The 16669-nt window shown below is 65.1% G+C and carries 16 protein-coding genes; 6 read left to right on the top strand and 10 right to left on the bottom strand.

Going from position 1 to position 16669, the window contains the following annotated elements; genetic code table 11:
* Positions 1-15: 15 nt before the first annotated feature.
* From IVB18_RS48955 to IVB18_RS48930, 6 genes are all read left to right on the top strand, one after another.
* The gene (locus IVB18_RS48955; RefSeq protein WP_247987173.1) at positions 16-576 is read left to right on the top strand and encodes a F0F1 ATP synthase subunit delta; all 561 of its coding nucleotides are present in this window, start codon (positions 16-18) and stop codon (positions 574-576) included.
* Positions 576-2105, top strand: a complete 1530-nt coding sequence (gene atpA / locus IVB18_RS48950) for a F0F1 ATP synthase subunit alpha (protein ID WP_247987172.1) — start codon at positions 576-578, stop codon at positions 2103-2105. Before IVB18_RS48955 ends, atpA begins: the two co-directional genes overlap by 1 nt.
* A 171-nt stretch (positions 2106-2276) precedes the next feature.
* The gene (locus tag IVB18_RS48945) at positions 2277-3152 is read left to right on the top strand and encodes a F0F1 ATP synthase subunit gamma (RefSeq protein WP_247987171.1); all 876 of its coding nucleotides are present in this window, start codon (positions 2277-2279) and stop codon (positions 3150-3152) included.
* Between the two features lie 53 nt (positions 3153-3205).
* Entirely contained in the window at positions 3206-4648 is a 1443-nt protein-coding gene (atpD, locus tag IVB18_RS48940) for a F0F1 ATP synthase subunit beta (RefSeq protein ID WP_247987170.1), read from the top strand.
* A 103-nt stretch (positions 4649-4751) separates the two neighbouring features.
* On the top strand, positions 4752-5159 hold the full coding sequence (locus tag IVB18_RS48935; protein ID WP_247987169.1) for a F0F1 ATP synthase subunit epsilon: 408 nt from the start codon (positions 4752-4754) through the stop codon (positions 5157-5159).
* A 149-nt stretch (positions 5160-5308) separates the two neighbouring features.
* Positions 5309-6973: an adenylate/guanylate cyclase domain-containing protein gene (locus IVB18_RS48930; protein WP_247987168.1), complete on the top strand. Its 1665-nt coding sequence runs from the start codon at positions 5309-5311 to the stop codon at positions 6971-6973.
* Between the two features lie 12 nt (positions 6974-6985).
* Here IVB18_RS48930 and IVB18_RS48925 read toward each other — a convergent pair whose 3' ends face one another.
* The 10 genes from IVB18_RS48925 to proB form a co-directional block, all read right to left on the bottom strand.
* Positions 6986-7486: an RNA pyrophosphohydrolase gene (locus tag IVB18_RS48925; protein ID WP_247987167.1), complete on the bottom strand. Its 501-nt coding sequence runs from the start codon at positions 7484-7486 to the stop codon at positions 6986-6988.
* Positions 7487-7545: 59 nt separating this feature from the next.
* Positions 7546-8052 (bottom strand): RNA pyrophosphohydrolase, encoded by a 507-nt coding sequence (locus IVB18_RS48920; protein WP_247987166.1) that lies wholly within the window; start codon positions 8050-8052, stop codon positions 7546-7548.
* A gap of 74 nt (positions 8053-8126) precedes the next feature.
* Positions 8127-9350 carry a divergent polysaccharide deacetylase family protein gene (locus tag IVB18_RS48915; protein WP_247987165.1) on the bottom strand — a complete coding sequence of 408 codons (1224 nt, stop codon included), beginning with the start codon at positions 9348-9350 and terminating at the stop codon, positions 8127-8129.
* Positions 9351-9497: 147 nt separating this feature from the next.
* Positions 9498-10856, bottom strand: a complete 1359-nt coding sequence (locus IVB18_RS48910) for a S41 family peptidase (protein WP_247987164.1) — start codon at positions 10854-10856, stop codon at positions 9498-9500.
* Positions 10853-12166: a peptidoglycan DD-metalloendopeptidase family protein gene (locus IVB18_RS48905; RefSeq protein WP_247987163.1), complete on the bottom strand. Its 1314-nt coding sequence runs from the start codon at positions 12164-12166 to the stop codon at positions 10853-10855. The genes IVB18_RS48910 and IVB18_RS48905 overlap by 4 nt, the downstream gene beginning before the upstream one ends.
* Before the next feature lie 31 nt (positions 12167-12197).
* Complete coding sequence (gene rlmH, locus IVB18_RS48900; protein WP_247987162.1) at positions 12198-12680, bottom strand: 23S rRNA (pseudouridine(1915)-N(3))-methyltransferase RlmH; 483 nt, start codon at positions 12678-12680, stop codon at positions 12198-12200.
* 97 nt (positions 12681-12777) lie between these two features.
* Positions 12778-13134, bottom strand: coding sequence for a ribosome silencing factor (rsfS, locus tag IVB18_RS48895; protein ID WP_247987161.1), 357 nt, complete (start codon positions 13132-13134; stop codon positions 12778-12780).
* A gap of 196 nt (positions 13135-13330) precedes the next feature.
* The gene (locus IVB18_RS48890) at positions 13331-13975 is read right to left on the bottom strand and encodes a nicotinate-nucleotide adenylyltransferase (protein ID WP_247987160.1); all 645 of its coding nucleotides are present in this window, start codon (positions 13973-13975) and stop codon (positions 13331-13333) included.
* 18 nt (positions 13976-13993) lie between these two features.
* Positions 13994-15289, bottom strand: a complete 1296-nt coding sequence (locus IVB18_RS48885; protein ID WP_247987159.1) for a glutamate-5-semialdehyde dehydrogenase — start codon at positions 15287-15289, stop codon at positions 13994-13996.
* Positions 15290-15516: 227 nt separating this feature from the next.
* Positions 15517-16638, bottom strand: a complete 1122-nt coding sequence (gene proB / locus IVB18_RS48880) for a glutamate 5-kinase (protein WP_247987158.1) — start codon at positions 16636-16638, stop codon at positions 15517-15519.
* Positions 16639-16669 lie beyond the last annotated feature (31 nt).

Genomic DNA, 16669 nt, shown 5'->3' with positions numbered 1-16669 from the left:
TAAAAGAGCGCGTCTGTGGCTGCAGAAAATTCGTCCGTTTCAGGTGTGTCCGGCCGTTACGCAACGGCCTTGTTTGATCTGGCCCGCGACCAGAAAGTGGTCGACGAGGTCAAGGCCGATCTCGAGAGGTTCGAGGGTCTGCTGAACGAAAGCGCCGATCTGAAGCGCCTTGTGCGCAGCCCGGTGTTCGCGGCCGAGGCCCAGTCCAGGGCGCTCTCGGCCGTGCTGGACAAGGCCGGTATCGCCGGCATCTCCGCCAATTTCCTCAAGGTTCTGACCGCCAACCGCCGCCTGTTCGCGGTGGCCGACGTCATCCGCGCCTACCGCGCCCTCGTCGCCAAGTACAAGGGCGAGGCGACCGCCGACGTCACCGTGGCGGAGGCGCTCTCGGACAAGAATCTCGACGCTCTCAAGGTTGCCCTGAAGTCGGTGACCGGCAAGGACGTCGCGCTCAACGTGAAAGTCGACCCCTCGATCATTGGTGGCCTCGTGGTCAAGCTTGGCAGCCGCATGATCGATAGTTCGCTTCGCACCAAACTCAATTCGATCAAGCACGCGATGAAAGAGGCAGGCTGATGGACATCCGCGCCGCGGAAATTTCCGCGATCCTCAAGGACCAGATCAAGAATTTCGGCCAGGAAGCTGAAGTCTCCGAGGTCGGACAGGTGCTGTCCGTCGGCGACGGTATCGCTCGCGTTTACGGTCTGGACAACGTCCAGGCCGGCGAAATGGTCGAGTTCGAGAACGGCACCCGCGGCATGGCGCTGAACCTCGAAACCGACAACGTCGGTATCGTTATTTTCGGTGGCGACCGTGAGATCAAGGAAGGCCAGACCGTCAAGCGCACCCGCGCCATCGTGGATGCGCCGGTCGGCAAGGGCCTGCTCGGCCGCGTCGTCGACGCGCTCGGCAACCCGATCGACGGCAAGGGCCCGATCCAGGCCGACAAGCGCATGCGCGTCGACGTCAAGGCGCCCGGCATCATTCCGCGCAAGTCGGTGAGCGAGCCGATGGCGACCGGCCTCAAGGCGATCGACGCCCTGATTCCGATCGGTCGCGGCCAGCGCGAGCTGATCATCGGCGACCGCCAGACCGGCAAGACCGCGATCGCGCTCGACACCATCCTCAATCAGAAGCCGCTCAACGCGCAGCCGGACGAGAACATCAAGCTGTATTGCGTCTACGTCGCGATCGGCCAGAAGCGTTCGACCGTCGCCCAGTTCGTGAAGGTGCTGGAAGAGCAGGGCGCGCTGGAATATTCGATCATCGTCGCCGCGACCGCTTCCGATCCGGCGCCGATGCAGTACATCGCCCCGTTCACCGGCTGCACCATGGGCGAGTACTTCCGTGACAACGGCATGCACGCCGTCATCATCTATGACGATCTGTCCAAGCAGGCCGTCGCCTACCGCCAGATGTCGCTGCTGTTGCGCCGCCCGCCGGGCCGCGAAGCCTATCCGGGTGACGTGTTCTATCTGCACTCCCGCCTGCTCGAGCGCGCGGCGAAGCTCAACAAGGATCAGGGTTCGGGCTCGCTGACGGCGCTGCCGGTCATCGAAACCCAGGCCAACGACGTGTCGGCCTACATCCCGACCAACGTCATCTCGATCACCGACGGCCAGATCTTCCTGGAAACCGACCTGTTCTTCCAGGGCATCCGCCCCGCCGTGAACGTCGGTCTGTCGGTGTCGCGCGTCGGCTCCTCGGCGCAGACCAAGGCCACCAAGAAGGTCGCCGGCAAGATCAAGGGCGAGCTCGCGCAGTACCGCGAAATGGCGGCGTTCGCGCAATTCGGCTCCGACCTCGACGCCTCGACCCAGCGCCTGCTCAACCGCGGCTCGCGCCTGACCGAGCTCCTGAAGCAACCGCAGTTCGCGCCGCTGAAGATGGAAGAGCAGGTTTGCGTGATCTGGGCCGGCACCAACGGCTATCTCGATCCGCTCCCGGTCAACAAGGTGCGTTCGTTCGAGGACGGCCTCTTGTCGCTGCTGCGCGGCAAGAACGCCGAGATCCTCAACGCGATCCGCGACAGCCGCGACCTCTCGGACGACACCGCCGCCAAGCTGAAGTCGGTGGTCGAAGGTTTTGCGAAGACCTTTGCTTAAGAAGGCCGTCACGGCCGGGCGATAGCGCGAAGCGCGTCTTAGCACTTGAAGTCCCGGCCATTCACGCGCCGCAGCGTGGAAGCACGACGTGGATGCCCGGGACAAGCCCGGGCATGACGAAAAGATAGGCTAGCGGTCAAGTCGCAGGCTGACCGTCGGGGTGAACGAAGAATGGCGTCACTTAAAGACATGCGCGTCCGCATCGCCTCCACCAAGGCGACGCAAAAGATCACCAAGGCCATGCAGATGGTCGCGGCGTCCAGACTGCGCCGCGCTCAGACCGCGGCCGAAGCGGCGCGGCCCTATGCAGACAAGATGGGCGCGGTAATCGGCAACATTGCATCGGCCGCGGCAGGTTCGCCCGGTGCGTCGGCCTTGCTGGCCGGCACCGGCAACGATCAGGTCCATCTGTTGCTGGTCTGCACCGGCGAGCGCGGCCTCTGCGGCGCCTTCAACTCGGCGATCGTGCGCCTGGCGCGCGAGCGTGCCTATGCGCTGATGAGCCAAGGCAAAGAGGTGAAGTTTTTCTGCGTCGGTCGCAAGGGCTACGAACAGCTCCGCCGCACCTTCGAGAAGCAGATCGTCGAGCATATCGATCTGCGGTCGGTGCGTCAGCTCGGCTTCGTCAATGCCGAGGACATCACCAAGAAGGTGCTCGCGCGCTTTGAGGCCGGCGAGTTCGACGTCTGCACGCTGTTCTACTCGCAGTTCAAGTCGGTGATCGCGCAGGTCCCCACCGCGCAGCAGATCATCCCGCTGGTCGTCGAGGAAAAGGCGGCAAGCGGTCCGGCGACCTCATACGAGTACGAGCCCGAGGAGGACGAAATCCTCTCTGGCCTGTTGCCGCGCAATATAGCGGTGCAGATCTTCCGCGCGCTGCTGGAAAACAACGCCTCGTTCTATGGCGCGCAGATGAGCTCGATGGACAGCGCCACCCGCAACGCCGGCGAAATGATCCGCAAGCAAACCCAGATCTACAACCGAACCCGTCAAGCCCAGATCACCAAGGAGCTGATCGAGATCATCTCCGGCGCCGAGGCGATCTGACGCACGAACCAAACGACGGCGTTCAAGTACAGAATTTCGAAGGAGAGCTATTCATGGCTACAGCAGCTAACCAGATCGGTCGCGTCACCCAGGTCATGGGCGCCGTCGTCGACGTACAGTTCGAAGGCCACCTGCCGGCCATTCTCAATTCGCTGGAAACCAAGAACGGCAACATCCGCCTCGTGCTGGAAGTCGCCCAGCATCTCGGTGAGTCCACTGTGCGCACGATCGCGATGGACGTGACCGAAGGTCTGGTGCGCGGCCAGGAAGTGACCGACACCGGCCAGCCGATCGCGGTTCCGGTGGGCGCTGGCACGCTCGGCCGCATCATGAACGTGATCGGCGAGCCGATCGACGAAGCCGGCCCGATCCAGTCCGAAGGCAAGCGCGCCATCCACCAGGAAGCGCCGAGCTACACCGACCAGTCGACCGAAGCTGAAATTCTCGTCACCGGCATCAAGGTCGTCGATCTTCTGGCTCCGTACGCGAAGGGCGGCAAGATCGGCCTGTTCGGCGGCGCCGGCGTCGGCAAGACCGTGCTGATTCAGGAGCTGATCAACAACGTCGCCAAGGCGCACGGTGGTTACTCCGTGTTCGCCGGCGTCGGCGAGCGTACCCGCGAGGGCAACGACCTCTATCACGAGTTCATCGAGTCCAAGGTCAACGCCGATCCGCACAATCCGGATCCGAGCGTGAAGTCGAAATGCGCGCTGGTGTTCGGCCAGATGAACGAGCCCCCGGGCGCGCGCGCCCGCGTCGGCCTGACCGGTCTGACCGTCGCCGAGCACTTCCGCGACCAGGGCCAGGACGTGCTGTTCTTCGTCGACAACATCTTCCGCTTCACCCAGGCCGGCTCGGAAGTGTCGGCGCTGCTCGGCCGTATTCCTTCGGCGGTGGGTTATCAGCCGACGCTCGCCACCGACATGGGCGCGCTTCAGGAGCGCATCACCACCACCCAGAAGGGCTCGATCACCTCGGTGCAGGCCATCTACGTTCCGGCCGACGACTTGACCGACCCGGCGCCCGCGACCTCGTTCGCGCATTTGGACGCCACCACGGTGCTGTCGCGCGCGATCTCGGAAAAGGGCATCTATCCGGCGGTGGACCCACTCGACTCGACCTCGCGCATGCTCTCGCCGCTCGTCGTCGGCCAGGAGCACTACGACACCGCGCGCCAGGTCCAGCAGGTGCTGCAGCGCTACAAGTCGCTCCAGGACATTATCGCCATTCTCGGCATGGACGAGCTTTCGGAAGAGGACAAGCTGACGGTGGCCCGCGCCCGCAAGATCGAGCGCTTCCTGTCGCAGCCGTTCCACGTCGCCGAAATCTTCACCGGCTCGCCCGGCAAGTTCGTCGACCTCGCGGACACCATCAAGGGCTTCCGCGGCCTCTGCGAAGGCAAGTATGACCACCTGCCGGAAGCCGCCTTCTACATGGTCGGCACCATCGAAGAGGCGGTCGAGAAGGGCAAGAAGCTGGCTGCCGAGGCAGCGTAAGAGGGCGAATAGCGAATAGGGAATGGCGAATAGTCAAGAGCCATTCCCTTCCTTCACTACCCGCCATTCGCCATTCGCCACTCGCCATTCGCAGGACTACTCCATGGCCACCTTCCACTTCGATCTCGTCTCTCCGGAAAAGCTCGCATTCTCGGGTGAGGTCGACCAGGTCGACGTCCCCGGCGTCGAGGGCGACTTCGGCGTGCTGGCGGGACATGCGCCGGTCGTGGCTGCGATCCGGCCCGGCATTCTCATCGTCACCACCGGGGGCAAGCACGAGAAGATCATCGTGCTCGGCGGCCTTGCCGAAGTCTCCGAAAAGGGCCTGACCGTGCTCGCCGACGTCGCGACGTCGCTGGTCGAGCTCGACCGTGCGCGGTTCGCCGAGACCATTGCGGAGATGGAAGAGGGGCTGAAGGAGCACGAAGGCGGCGAGCTCGATCGTGCCATCGAACGGCTCGACCACTTCAAGAGCATCCAGCAGCAGCTCAACTCCACGGCTATGCACTAAGCCCCGGGGCACCGCTCCGGGGCTCGAACACAAGATTTCTGAATAAGTTCAGCGCTCGTCACGACCATGGCGGGCGCTGAAACTTTGTTGCACCGCGCCGCCGATAGCGGCATTCTGCGCTCGCGAATTTTGTTTCGGGGCTGGTGCAGATGAAACGCAAGATCGCCGCGATCTTTGCAGCCGATATAGCCGGATATTCAAGGCTGGTTGCGGAAGACGAGGAAGAGACGCTGCGGCGTCTGGCCTCCTACCGCGAGGTCGTCGACGATTTCATTGCGAAGGCGGGCGGCCGTATCTTCAACACGGCAGGCGATGCCGTGCTCGCGGAATTTCCAAGCGCCGTCGACGCGGTACGCTGCGCGATCGACATCCAGGAGTCGCTGCGAACCCGCAACATGGCCTATCCGCCGAGCCGGCAGATGTCGTTTCGCATCGGCATCACCATCGGCGACGTGGTCGAGCGCGACGGCGATCTGCTCGGCGACGGCGTCAACATCGCGGCGCGGCTCGAAGGCCTCGCCGAGGTCGGCGGCATCTGCGTCTCCCGCGCCGTGCACGAGCAGGTCGCCAACAAGCTGTCAGTGCAGTTCGCCGATATCGGCGCGCAGGAGGTCAAGAATATCCCGACGCCCGTGCATGCCTACATGGTGGCAATGCGGCGCGAGGACGGCAGCTACAACACGCCGCAGGTGAAGAAGGTCGCGGGCAAGGCCGCGCCCGCGCCGAACTGGATGTGGCCGCTCGTCGTCGGCGTCGTCTCTATCGTCGCCATTGGCGTTGGCGGCTTCCTCTATTTCACCAAGCTCGAGACCACCAAGGCACCGGCGAGCGCCGCCGCGACATCGCCAAATCCGACGTCAAGTGCGGCAGCTGCGGCGGCGCCCAGCCCGACGCTCACGATGGCCGCAAAGGCGCCGATGCCGATGCCGACGCAAGGCGCCATGGCGGCGGCGAACCCGGCGCCGATGCCTTCGCCGCCCGCAGTCTCAGGCGGCAAATTCCCCGCCGACATGGTGCCGTTCATCGGCGAGCGTGCGCGCGGCTATCTCACCAACGAATACGCCGGCGGCGGCGACTACAAGGCCTTTGCGCTCAACGTCGGCGGCTTCACCGGCTCGGCGCTCAATCAGCCGAACGAGGAAGCCGCGCGCAGCTCTGCGCTCGATCAGTGCCAGAAGCGTGCCGATGCCGCGCAATCGCCGCGGCGCTGCGAGCTCTATGCGGTCGGCAACACGGTCGTCTACACCCACGGCAAGCCGCCGATGCCGTCGCAACCCTGGGTCCGGCATGACACCATGACCGAGCGTCCCTTCGCGTCGAAGGACTTTCCGATGGTGCGCGATCCCGCAAAAGTCCGGCTCGAGAACATGTATGTGCCGGCTGCGAAATCGCGCTCAGTCGCGCTCGGCCCGGGCGGCCAGTATTTCATGGTGATGGGCGCATCGTCGGCCGACGATTCGACGCGGCGCTCGCTGGAATCCTGCGGTGCGATTGCCGGCGTCGCCTGCATGATCGTGGCGGTCGACGATAATTTCGTCGTGCCGATCCCGAGCTTGCTCAAGATCACCGGCTTCTTCCATGCCGCGAGCAACGCCTCGATCGTGGCGGATGCGCGCGACGAGGTGGTGCGCAAGCTCACCGACGCCATGGGCTGGAATGCCGTCGCGGTCGGCAGCGCGGGCCGTCCTGGTCTCGGCCTGAAGGCCGCTGACGAGCAGGCCGCCGTCAATTCGGCGCTGGCCGATTGCGCCAAGCGCGACAGCGATTGCCGCGTCATCGCGATCGGCCCGTTCACGGTGGGACCGACGAATTAGACTTGTTTCGGCCTAAACCGTAAATGCTGTGAACTGCATCGCCACCGCGCGGTACACGTCGCGGCGGAACGGCACGACGAGATCGGCGACGCGATCGAGATTTTCCCAGCGCCACGCATCGAACTCCGCTGGCTGCTCGTTGCGCGGTGTCAGCGGATCGATTTCGTCATCGCGGCCGGTGAAGCGCAGCGCGAACCACTTCTGGCGCTGGCCGCGGAATTTTGCCAGCCGATGAGTCTGCGGTCCATCATAGGGTGGGAATTCGTAAGTCAGCCAGTCGGTCTCGCCGAGATAGGCTGCACTCTTGACGCTGGTCTCTTCCCAGAGTTCGCGCAGCGCCGCATCGCGCAGGTTCTCGCCCTCATCGACGCCGCCCTGCGGCATCTGCCAGTCGAGGCCCGGCAGGATGATCTCGGGTCCATCGCCTTTGAAGCGGTGGCCGATCAGCACGCGGCCATCGGCATTGAACAGCGCGATCCCGACATTGGGACGGTAGGGTTTTTGATCGGTCACGGACTTCCTTCTTCGTCATTCCTCGTTCGTGCTTCGCACGCCTTGGATTGACGATGCAATCATTCCTCCGCGAGCGCGGAAAATTCCTTCACCACGCGCTCATAGACCGGGCGTTTGAAGGGAATGATCAGCCCGGTCAGGTTCTTCATCGGCTCCCAGCGCCAGCTCACGAATTCGGCCTTGTGGCCGCCACCGCCCGGCTTCTCGACATTGATCTCACTGTCCTTGCCGGTGAAGCGCACCGCGAACCATTTCTGGCGCTGGCCGCGGTAGCGGCCCTTCCAGGCGCGGCCGGCAACCGTGCGCGGAATGTCGTAGATCAGCCAGTCGGGGACTTCGCCGAGCCGCTCGACCGAGCGCACGCTGGTCTCTTCATAGAGCTCGCGCTTGGCGGCTTCCCAGGTGTCCTCGCCGGGATCGACGCCGCCTTGTGGCATCTGCCAGACATGGGTCTCGTCGACGTGCTCGATGCCGCCGGCGCGGCGGCCGATGAACACCAGTCCCTTCGTGTTGATCAGCATCATACCGACGCAGGTTCGGTAGGGCAGATCGTCATAACGCGCCATTCCGACACACCCCTCGCGTGCTGCTGGCAGGCCCTCTCGGCCCCGCCGGAGCCGCGCCATACCAATCCGTTGATTTAGCTGGATTTTGATTTCAGCATCGCGGTTGTCAATGGCACCAAAAGGATGCCCCGGTCGCTCAAAGTTCTGGTCCAGGCGCCGATCCGCTCGATCGAGACCGGCAGGGCGGAGGCGGTTCCAACGGCGGCGCCACGCTCGCGAGCCGTCGATTCGAGCTTGTTCAGGGCGCGGTCGATCTCGGCCGGGGTCGGCACCACGTCGATCGCGATGTCGCCCTTGCCGAACGGCATCGCCTGGCTCGCCGCGGCCTGGGGCGCGATGCTGCGGGGCGAGGAGCCGTCGTCGAAGAAGCCGAGGCCGCGCTTGGCCGCCTCGCGGATGATCGGCTGCATCGCCGCGTCGGTCGCCACGAAGCGGGCGCCCATGAAATTGGTGATGCCGGCATAGCCCTGCATCCGGCTCAGATGCCAGTACAGGCGGTCCATGTTCTGGTCGGTGCTCAGCGACGTCAGCAGCGTTTGCGGCCCCGGATCGTTGTCGGGGAAGTCGTAGGGCTCCATCGGGATCTGGAGGAAGATCTCGTGGCGCTGGGCGCGGGCCCGCTCGGCGAGCTTGCCGGGATCTGAGCCATAGGGCGTGAAGGCCAGCGTTACGGCCGGCGGCAGCTTCATGATGGCGTCGGTGGTCTTGGCGGCGCCGACGCCGAGGCCGCCGATCACGATCGCGACCACGGGCATCTTGGCGGCCTTGGCGCGGTCGGCGTCCGCGGCATAGACGTTGAACGGCTTCAGCCCGTCGGCGACCACGGGGATCATGCCGTAGCGCGATTTTTCCAACAGCTTCTGATCGACCCCGGCCATAACCGGCGGCGGCGCGGAGGCCGCCTCGCCCTTGTCGGCGGCATCACCGCCGCCGATCACCACGTCGTGGCGCGTGCCGCTGGAGCCGTCGATGATGGTGACGGTCTTGTGCTCGCCGGAGGCGGCCTGCTTAGGCGCCTCCTTGGTCTCTTGCTCGCTTTCCTGCTGGCTTTCCCGGCCATGGCCGGGCGCGGCCGGTTTCTCGTCCGTGGCCTTCGGCTCGCGGATCGCGATCCGGGTCATCGGCTCGCCGCCGAGCGGGTCCTTGTTGAAGATGGCAAAACCGGCAAACGTCACGATGAACAGGCCGAGCAGCACGGCCAGCGCCTGCATGGCCGTGAACGGCAGCCGCAGCCGGCGTTTCCGGCGCGGCTTGTCCTGTCCGAGCGGGGCGCTCAGATCATCGGCCGTTTCAGTCATGCGCGATCCCGAATCACTCAGGCCGACGATACCACGCCGAGGTCAAGCGGCGGCAGGCCGGGATAGGCCGGGGGCGCTGCGGAACTTCCAAGCAAAAGGGCGGCTCCGGGAGCCGCCCTTTGTCGAGAGATCGCGTGATGCGACGACTTAGTTTGCCGCTTTGGGCTTGTCGGTCGTGCCCTTGTTGTCGCTGCCCGGCGTCGGCGCCGCAGAGGCGCTGTTCTTGATGCCGTGGAGCAGGTCGTCGGCCATCTTGAGGGCCTTGTCGTCCTTGGCGTCCGGCGGGACGTAGGACTGCGAGCCGGTCTTCTCGTCGCCGTCGTTCTTGAGATGGCCGCGCAGCGAAGCCTCGCCCTTGGTGTCGGTGCGCGACTTCAGCTCGTCCGGCACGTCCTGGAGCACTTCGATGTCGGGCACGATGCCCTTGGCCTGGATCGACTTGCCCGACGGTGTGTAGTAGCGCGCCGTGGTGAGCCGCAGCGCGCCATTGCCCGAGCCGAGCGGGATGATGGTCTGCACCGAGCCCTTGCCGAAGGACCGCGTGCCGACAATGGTCGCGCGCTTGTGGTCCTGGAGCGCGCCGGCGACGATTTCCGACGCCGAGGCCGAACCACCGTTGACCAGCACGATGACCGGCTTGCCCTTGGTGAGGTCGCCCGTATGAGCGGTGCGGCGCTGGGTCTCCTCGGCATTGCGGCCGCGGGTCGACACGATCTCGCCCTTCTCAAGGAACGAGTCGGACACGGTGACCGCTTCCTCGAGCAGGCCGCCCGGATTGTTGCGGAGGTCGATGACGTAACCCTTCAATTTGTCGCCGATCTGATTCGAGAGGTTGGCGACCTCACGCTTCAGGCCTTCGGTGGTCTGCTCGTTGAAGGTGGTGATGCGGATATAGCCGATGTCGTCGGCTTCGATGCGCGCGCGCACCGAGCGGACGCGGATGTTGTCGCGCACCAGCGTGACGTCGATCGGATTGTCCTGGCCCTTGCGAATGATCTTGAGCTTGATCTTGGTGTTGACCGGACCGCGCATTTTCTCGACGGCCTGGTTCAGGGTCAGGCCCTGCACCGCCTCGTCGTCGAGATTGGTGATGATGTCGTTGGCCATGACGCCGGCGCGCGAGGCCGGGGTGTCGTCGATCGGCGAGACCACCTTGATCAGGCCGTCTTCCATCGTGACCTCGATGCCGAGGCCGCCGAACTCGCCGCGAGTCTGCACCTGCATGTCACGGAAGCTCTTGGCGTCCATATAGCTCGAATGCGGGTCGAGGCCGGTGAGCATGCCGCTGATGGCGGATTCGATCAGCTTGGTGTCGTCGGGTTTCTCGACATAGTCGGATCGCACGCGCTCGAAGACGTCGCCGAACAGATTGAGCTGGCGATAAGTGTCCGCGGTCGCGGCCCGTGCGCTCGAGCCCATGAACACCGCGCGCGGCTGGGTCACGAACAGCGTCAGCGCCGCACCGGTGGCCGCGCTGAGGAGGATAACTGAAGTCTTGCGCATCATCCGCGAACCTTCTCGCCTTCATTTGCGGCCCACCATGGGCCAGGATCGATTGGAGTGCCGTCTTTGCGGAACTCGACATACAACACAGGTTGACTTGCGTTCGTGGCGAGAATGGAGGCGACTTGAGAGGTCGAGCCCATGGTCGCGACTGGCTCCCCCGTGAGCACAAACTGTCCGATGTTTACCGAAATGCGCTCCATCCCGGCGATCAGGACATGATACCCGCCCCCGGCATTGAGGATCAAGAGTTGTCCATAGCTGCGGAACGGTCCAGCATAGACCACCCAGCCGTCACACGGCGTCGTGACCTGCGAGCCGGGCCTGCTTGCGAGGGAAATGCCCTTTTGGACCCCGCCGGCGCCGTCGGAACCGCCGAAATCCCTGATCTTGTTACCGTTAACCGGGAGCGGCAGCAGGCCCTTGGCCGCGGCGAAGGCGATCGCCGGGCTGGTCCGGGAACGATCCTTGAGAGCGGCCGGACCGGACTTGTTGCTGGCGGCCGCCTTTGCTTCGGCCTGCTTTGCGGCCTCGGCCGCCTTGGCGGCGCTTTGCAGATCCTGCTCCATCTTGGCGATCAGCCCCTGGAGATCGCCGACCTGCCGGGATAGCGCGATGGCGCGCGAATTCTCGGCGTCGAGATCCTTTTCGCGCGAAGCCTGCTGACGTTGCCGCTCGTCGACCAGGGCGGAGAGCCGGGTCTGGTCGTCGCGGACCTTGTCGCGGTCGGCGGCAAGCTGGTCGCGCTCGGCGGCGATCGTCTTGCGCAGGCTGACGAGCTCGCCGAGCTCGCCTGCGATCTTCTCGGCGCGGCCGCGCAATTCCGGCACCACGGCGCCGAGCAGCATGGCGGTGCGCAGCGATTGCAGCGCATCTTCAGGCCGCACCAGCAGCGCAGGCGGCGTGCGCCGGCCGGCCCGCTGCAAGGCCGCCAGCACCTCGATGATGTCGGCCCGGCGCGAATCGAGCGAGGTGCGCGTCGCCTGCTCGCGGCCGTTCAGCGTGCGCAGCCGCGCTTCGGCTTCGTCGATCTTGCTCTCGACCGCGCGCACATTGGCGGCGGTATCGATCAACTGCTGATTGAGCTGGGTGCGGTCCTGGCCGAGCGAGCTGATCTCGGCCTTGAGCTTGGCCTGGGCTTCCTCCGCACTCTTTTGCCTTGTGCGCGCGGCTTCCAGCTCCTGCTCGCGCTGCTTGATCGCATCGGGCGAGATGGCCGCAGTCTGCGGCGCCGGCGTTGCCGTCTGAGCTTGCGCGAGGCTTGCGCCGGCGACGCTTGCGATCAGCAACAGGTTGAGAATCGGCGCTCGCATCGCTTCGGCAAGGTGCTCGTTGTGGCGCGCATCACGCGCGATGATAGGGATGGCCGGCCAGGATGGTTGCGGCCCGATAAAGCTGTTCCAGAAGCATGACGCGGACCATTTGGTGCGGCCAGGTCGCAGAGCCGAACGCGATCGCGAGCTTGACCTTACGGCGCAATTCGGGCGAAAGTCCGTCCGCCCCTCCGATCACGAAGATAGTGTGACCGGTGCCCTCGTCGCGCCAGCGCCCGAGATTCCGTGCAAATGCGGTCGAATCCAGACTTTGTCCGCGCTCGTCCAGCGCCACCAGAACCGATTTTTCGGGAACATGCGCGCCGATCGCCGCGGCCTCTTCGGCCATCCGCGTCGCTGCGTCGCGCGCGCGGCTTTCTGGAATTTCGTGGACAGCGAGCTCGCGGAATCCGAGCTTGCGGCCGACCTCGCCGAACCGCTCGAAATAGCGATCGGCAAGCTCCCGCTCGGGGCCCTGCTTCAGCCGGCCCACCGCAATGACAGCAACACGCATGACGTCTTCAGAGTCGCGTTTTCAAGACCGCGCGCACCATGCGCGCGCACGACGCTAGCATGCACGTCCGCCGATTCGAAATCGGCTCGTCAGGCCTCTAGATCGCCTTCGCCGCCCCTGGGCCCTGGGTATACAACCTCTCGAGATTGTAGAACTCACGGACCTCGGGTCTGAACACGTGCACGATCACATCGCCGGAATCGATCAGCACCCAGTCGCAATTGGGCAAGCCCTCGACGTGGATGTTCTTGATGCCGGTCTCCTTGAGGCTCTTCGTGACGTTTTCCGCGATCGCGCCAACGTGCCGGTTGGCCCGGCCCGTGGTGACGATCATGTAGTCGGAGTACGCCGATTTGCCGCGAAGGTCGATGGTGACCGTCTCTTCCGCCTTCATGTCGTCGAGGCGGGAGAGGATCAGGCTCAGCGTCTTGTCGGCGTCGGGTTGCGCCTTCAAGGCCGCAGCTTTGGTCGATGTTTTACGCGCCGGTTTCGCTACCTTTGGTAAAACAGACTTGGACAATACAGACGTGGTCAGGGACCATTCCTTTCACTGTATCGCGAGCGCCGAATCCGACACTCACCAGTTACACTACACCATGTGGGGTTAAGGGTTTCAATATGCCAGAGAGCCCCAGCCCGCACAGTTGGTCTCACTTCGTACCTTTCCAGCTCCCGTCCGGGTTCCGTAGGCGGGTTGAGGAGAGGGGCAGCTTCGATCCCGTCAAAAAGACCCAGGCCGGCGCCGGCCGATCCGCAAGCAATCTTGCCTCATTCTCGGGCAGGCGGTAGCGCGCAAGCGCCTGGGCGGCGGGCGAGGCGAGGGCGCGAAAACTCTGTGGCGGGCGATCGATGACCGCAATCGGCACCTGGTCGGCGATCCGCCGCCAGTGCTGCCAACGGTGGAATTGAGCGAGGTTGTCGGCGCCCATGATCCAGACAAAGCGCAAGCCGCTGAGGCGGCGGCGCAAGGTGTTGATCGTGTCGATAGTGTAGCGCGTACGGATGACGGATTCGAGACAGCTCACCTCGATCCGCGGATCGTTGGCGACGTCGCGCGCCGCTTGCATGCGCGCGCCGAGCTCATGCAGCGTGCCGTTTTCCTTCAGCGGATTACCCGGCGTCACCAGCCACCAGACGCGGTCGAGCTGGAGGCGCTTCAGCGCGAATTGGCTGATGGCGCGATGGGCCTGATGCGGCGGATTGAAGGAGCCGCCGAGCAGGCCGATGCGCATGCCCTCGGTGTAGGGCGGTATGGCCTGCGCCACGGAACGGGGCGCGACGAAATGGTTGCTCAATGCCCGCGCCTCGCGACGTTACGGCCGCGTCTGCCCTGTGCCGTGGACGCGATATTTGAAGCTCGTCAACTGCTCGGCACCGACCGGGCCGCGGGCGTGGAATCTTCCGGTGGCGATGCCGATCTCGGCGCCGAAACCGAACTCGCCGCCATCGGCGAACTGGGTCGAAGCGTTGTGCAGCACGATCGCGGAATCGACCTCGCTCAGGAATTTTTTCGCGGCAGCCTCATCCTGGCTCACGATGGCATCGGTATGATGCGAGCCGTGGGTCTGGATATGCGCGATCGCACCGTCGACACCGTCGACCACTTTCGCAGCGATGATCGCGTCAAGATATTCGGTATCCCAATCGTCTTCGCTCGCGGGCTTCACACGCGCATCTGTTTTCTGAACGGCGTCGTCGCCGCGCACTTCGCAGCCGGCCTCGATCAGCATCTCCACCAGCGGCGTTAGGTTCTTCGCGGCGGCAGCACGATCGATAAGCAGTGTCTCGGCTGCACCGCAGACGCCGGTGCGACGCATCTTGGCGTTGAGCACGATCGACTTCGCCATGGCAAGGTCGGCGCTGCCATCGACATAGACGTGGTTGACGCCTTCGAGATGCGCGAACACCGGCACGCGCGCTTCGGCCTCGACGCGCGCGACGAGGCTTTTTCCCCCGCGCGGCACGATGACGTCGATGGCGCCGTTCAATCCGGACAGCATCATGCCGACCGCCGCGCGGTCGCGCGTGGGCACCAGCGTGATCGCAGCTTCCGGCAGGCCCGCCTCGCGCAGACCCTGCACCAGGCTTTCATGGATCGCGCGGCAGGAGCGGAAACTGTCTGAGCCGCCGCGCAGGATTACGGCATTGCCCGACTTCAGGCACAGCACGCCGGCGTCCGCGGCGACATTGGGCCGGCTCTCGAAGATCACGCCGACGACGCCGAGCGGCACGCGCACGCGCTCGATGGTCATTCCGTTCGGCCGCTGCCAGCTCTCGGTGACGATTCCGACCGGATCGGCGATGCCGCGCACGATGCCGATGCCCTCGGCCATCGCCTCGACACGCGCAGGCGTCAGCGTCAGGCGGTCGATGAAGGAGGAGGTCATGTTGCTCGAGGCGCGGGCTTCCGCGACATCCTCGGCATTGGCCGCGAGAATGGCGGAAGCATTGCTGCGGATCGCCCGCTCCATGGCTTCCAGCGCCCGGTTCTTCTGCTCCGGCGGCGCCAGCGCCAGCACGCGCGCGGCGGCGCGGGCGCGGGTGCCGAGATCGATCATCAGCGCCTGGAGATCGGCATTGCCGTCGACGGCTTTGAGGGGGGCGGCCATGGTTAGTTCAACCTTCTGCTAAGGCGGTGTCCTAGCACGGAAATCCCGCTTCTGCGAAGGCCGGGGAGGGTATGGCTGGGATCCGAGTGGCGGACAATAGCTCGGCCAATGGCCCAGCTCAGGCGTCATGGCCGGGCTTGACCCGGCCATCCACGTCTTTGCTGGTCCGGAAGAACGTGGATGCCCGGGACAAGCCCGGGCATGACGGTTTGGGCGCCTGTCGAGCCTTACCCACCCACCACCAGATCATCGCGGTGGATCATCTCGGCACGGCCGCTGATGCCGAGGATGGTCATGACGTCGGGGGAGGAGCGGCCCTTGATCCGCTCGGCATCGTCGGCGTCGTAGGCGATCAGGCCACGGCCGATCTCGCTGGTGTCGGGGCCGCGCACGATCACGGCATCGCCGCGGGCGAACTGGCCCTCGACCTTGATGACGCCGGCCGGCAACAGGCTGGCGCCGGCGCGCAGTGCCGTAACCGCGCCGGCATCGATGGTCAGCGTGCCCTTCGGCTCCAGCGAGCCCGCAATCCAGCGCTTGCGCGAGGTGATGGGATTGGCCGGGGTCAGGAACCAGGTGCAGCGGCCGCCATCGGCGATCGCCTGCAAGGGATGCTCGATCTTGCCGGACGCGATCAGCATATGCGTGCCGCCGGTGGTGGCGATCTTCGCCGCCTCGACCTTGGTGCGCATGCCGCCGCGCGACAATTCGGACTCGGCGTCTCCCGCCACAGCCTCGATCTCCGACGAGATGCTGTCGACCACCGGAATGAGCTTTGCGTTCGGATTGCTCTTCGGCGGGGCGTCGTAGAGCCCATCGATGTCCGAGAGCAGCACCAGCAGGTCGGCACTTGCCATGGTGGCGACGCGCGCGGCGAGGCGGTCATTGTCGCCATAGCGGATCTCGTTGGTGGCAACCGTGTCGTTCTCGTTGATCACGGGGATCGCGCGCCACTCCAGAAGCTTGCCGATGGTGGAGCGCGCATTGAGGTAACGGCGGCGCTCCTCGGTGTCCTGGAGCGTCACCAGGATCTGGCCGGCGCCGATGTCGTGAGCGCCGAGCACTTCCGACCAGATCCGCGCCAGTGCGATCTGGCCGACGGCGGCCGCGGCCTGGCTCTCTTCCAGCTTCAGCGGACCGCGCGGCAGCTTGAGCCGGCTGCGGCCGAGCGCGATCGAACCCGAGGAGACCACGAGGACGTCGCGGCCCTCGCGATGCAGCTTCGCCATGTCGTCCGCGAGCGCGGCAAGCCACGATGCGCGCACCTCGCCCTTGTCGGAATCGACCAGCAGTGCGGAGCCGACCTTGACGACGATGCGGCGGAATTGATTGAGTTCGGGGCTGGCCATGGGCGCTAGGTCGAATTGCTCTGCATTGGAA

This window comes from Bradyrhizobium sp. 186 (assembly GCF_023101685.1).
Classification (GTDB): domain Bacteria; phylum Pseudomonadota; class Alphaproteobacteria; order Rhizobiales; family Xanthobacteraceae; genus Bradyrhizobium.
Note: the sequence above shows the minus strand (reverse complement) of the source record. Positions and strands in the feature narration are given on the sequence as shown.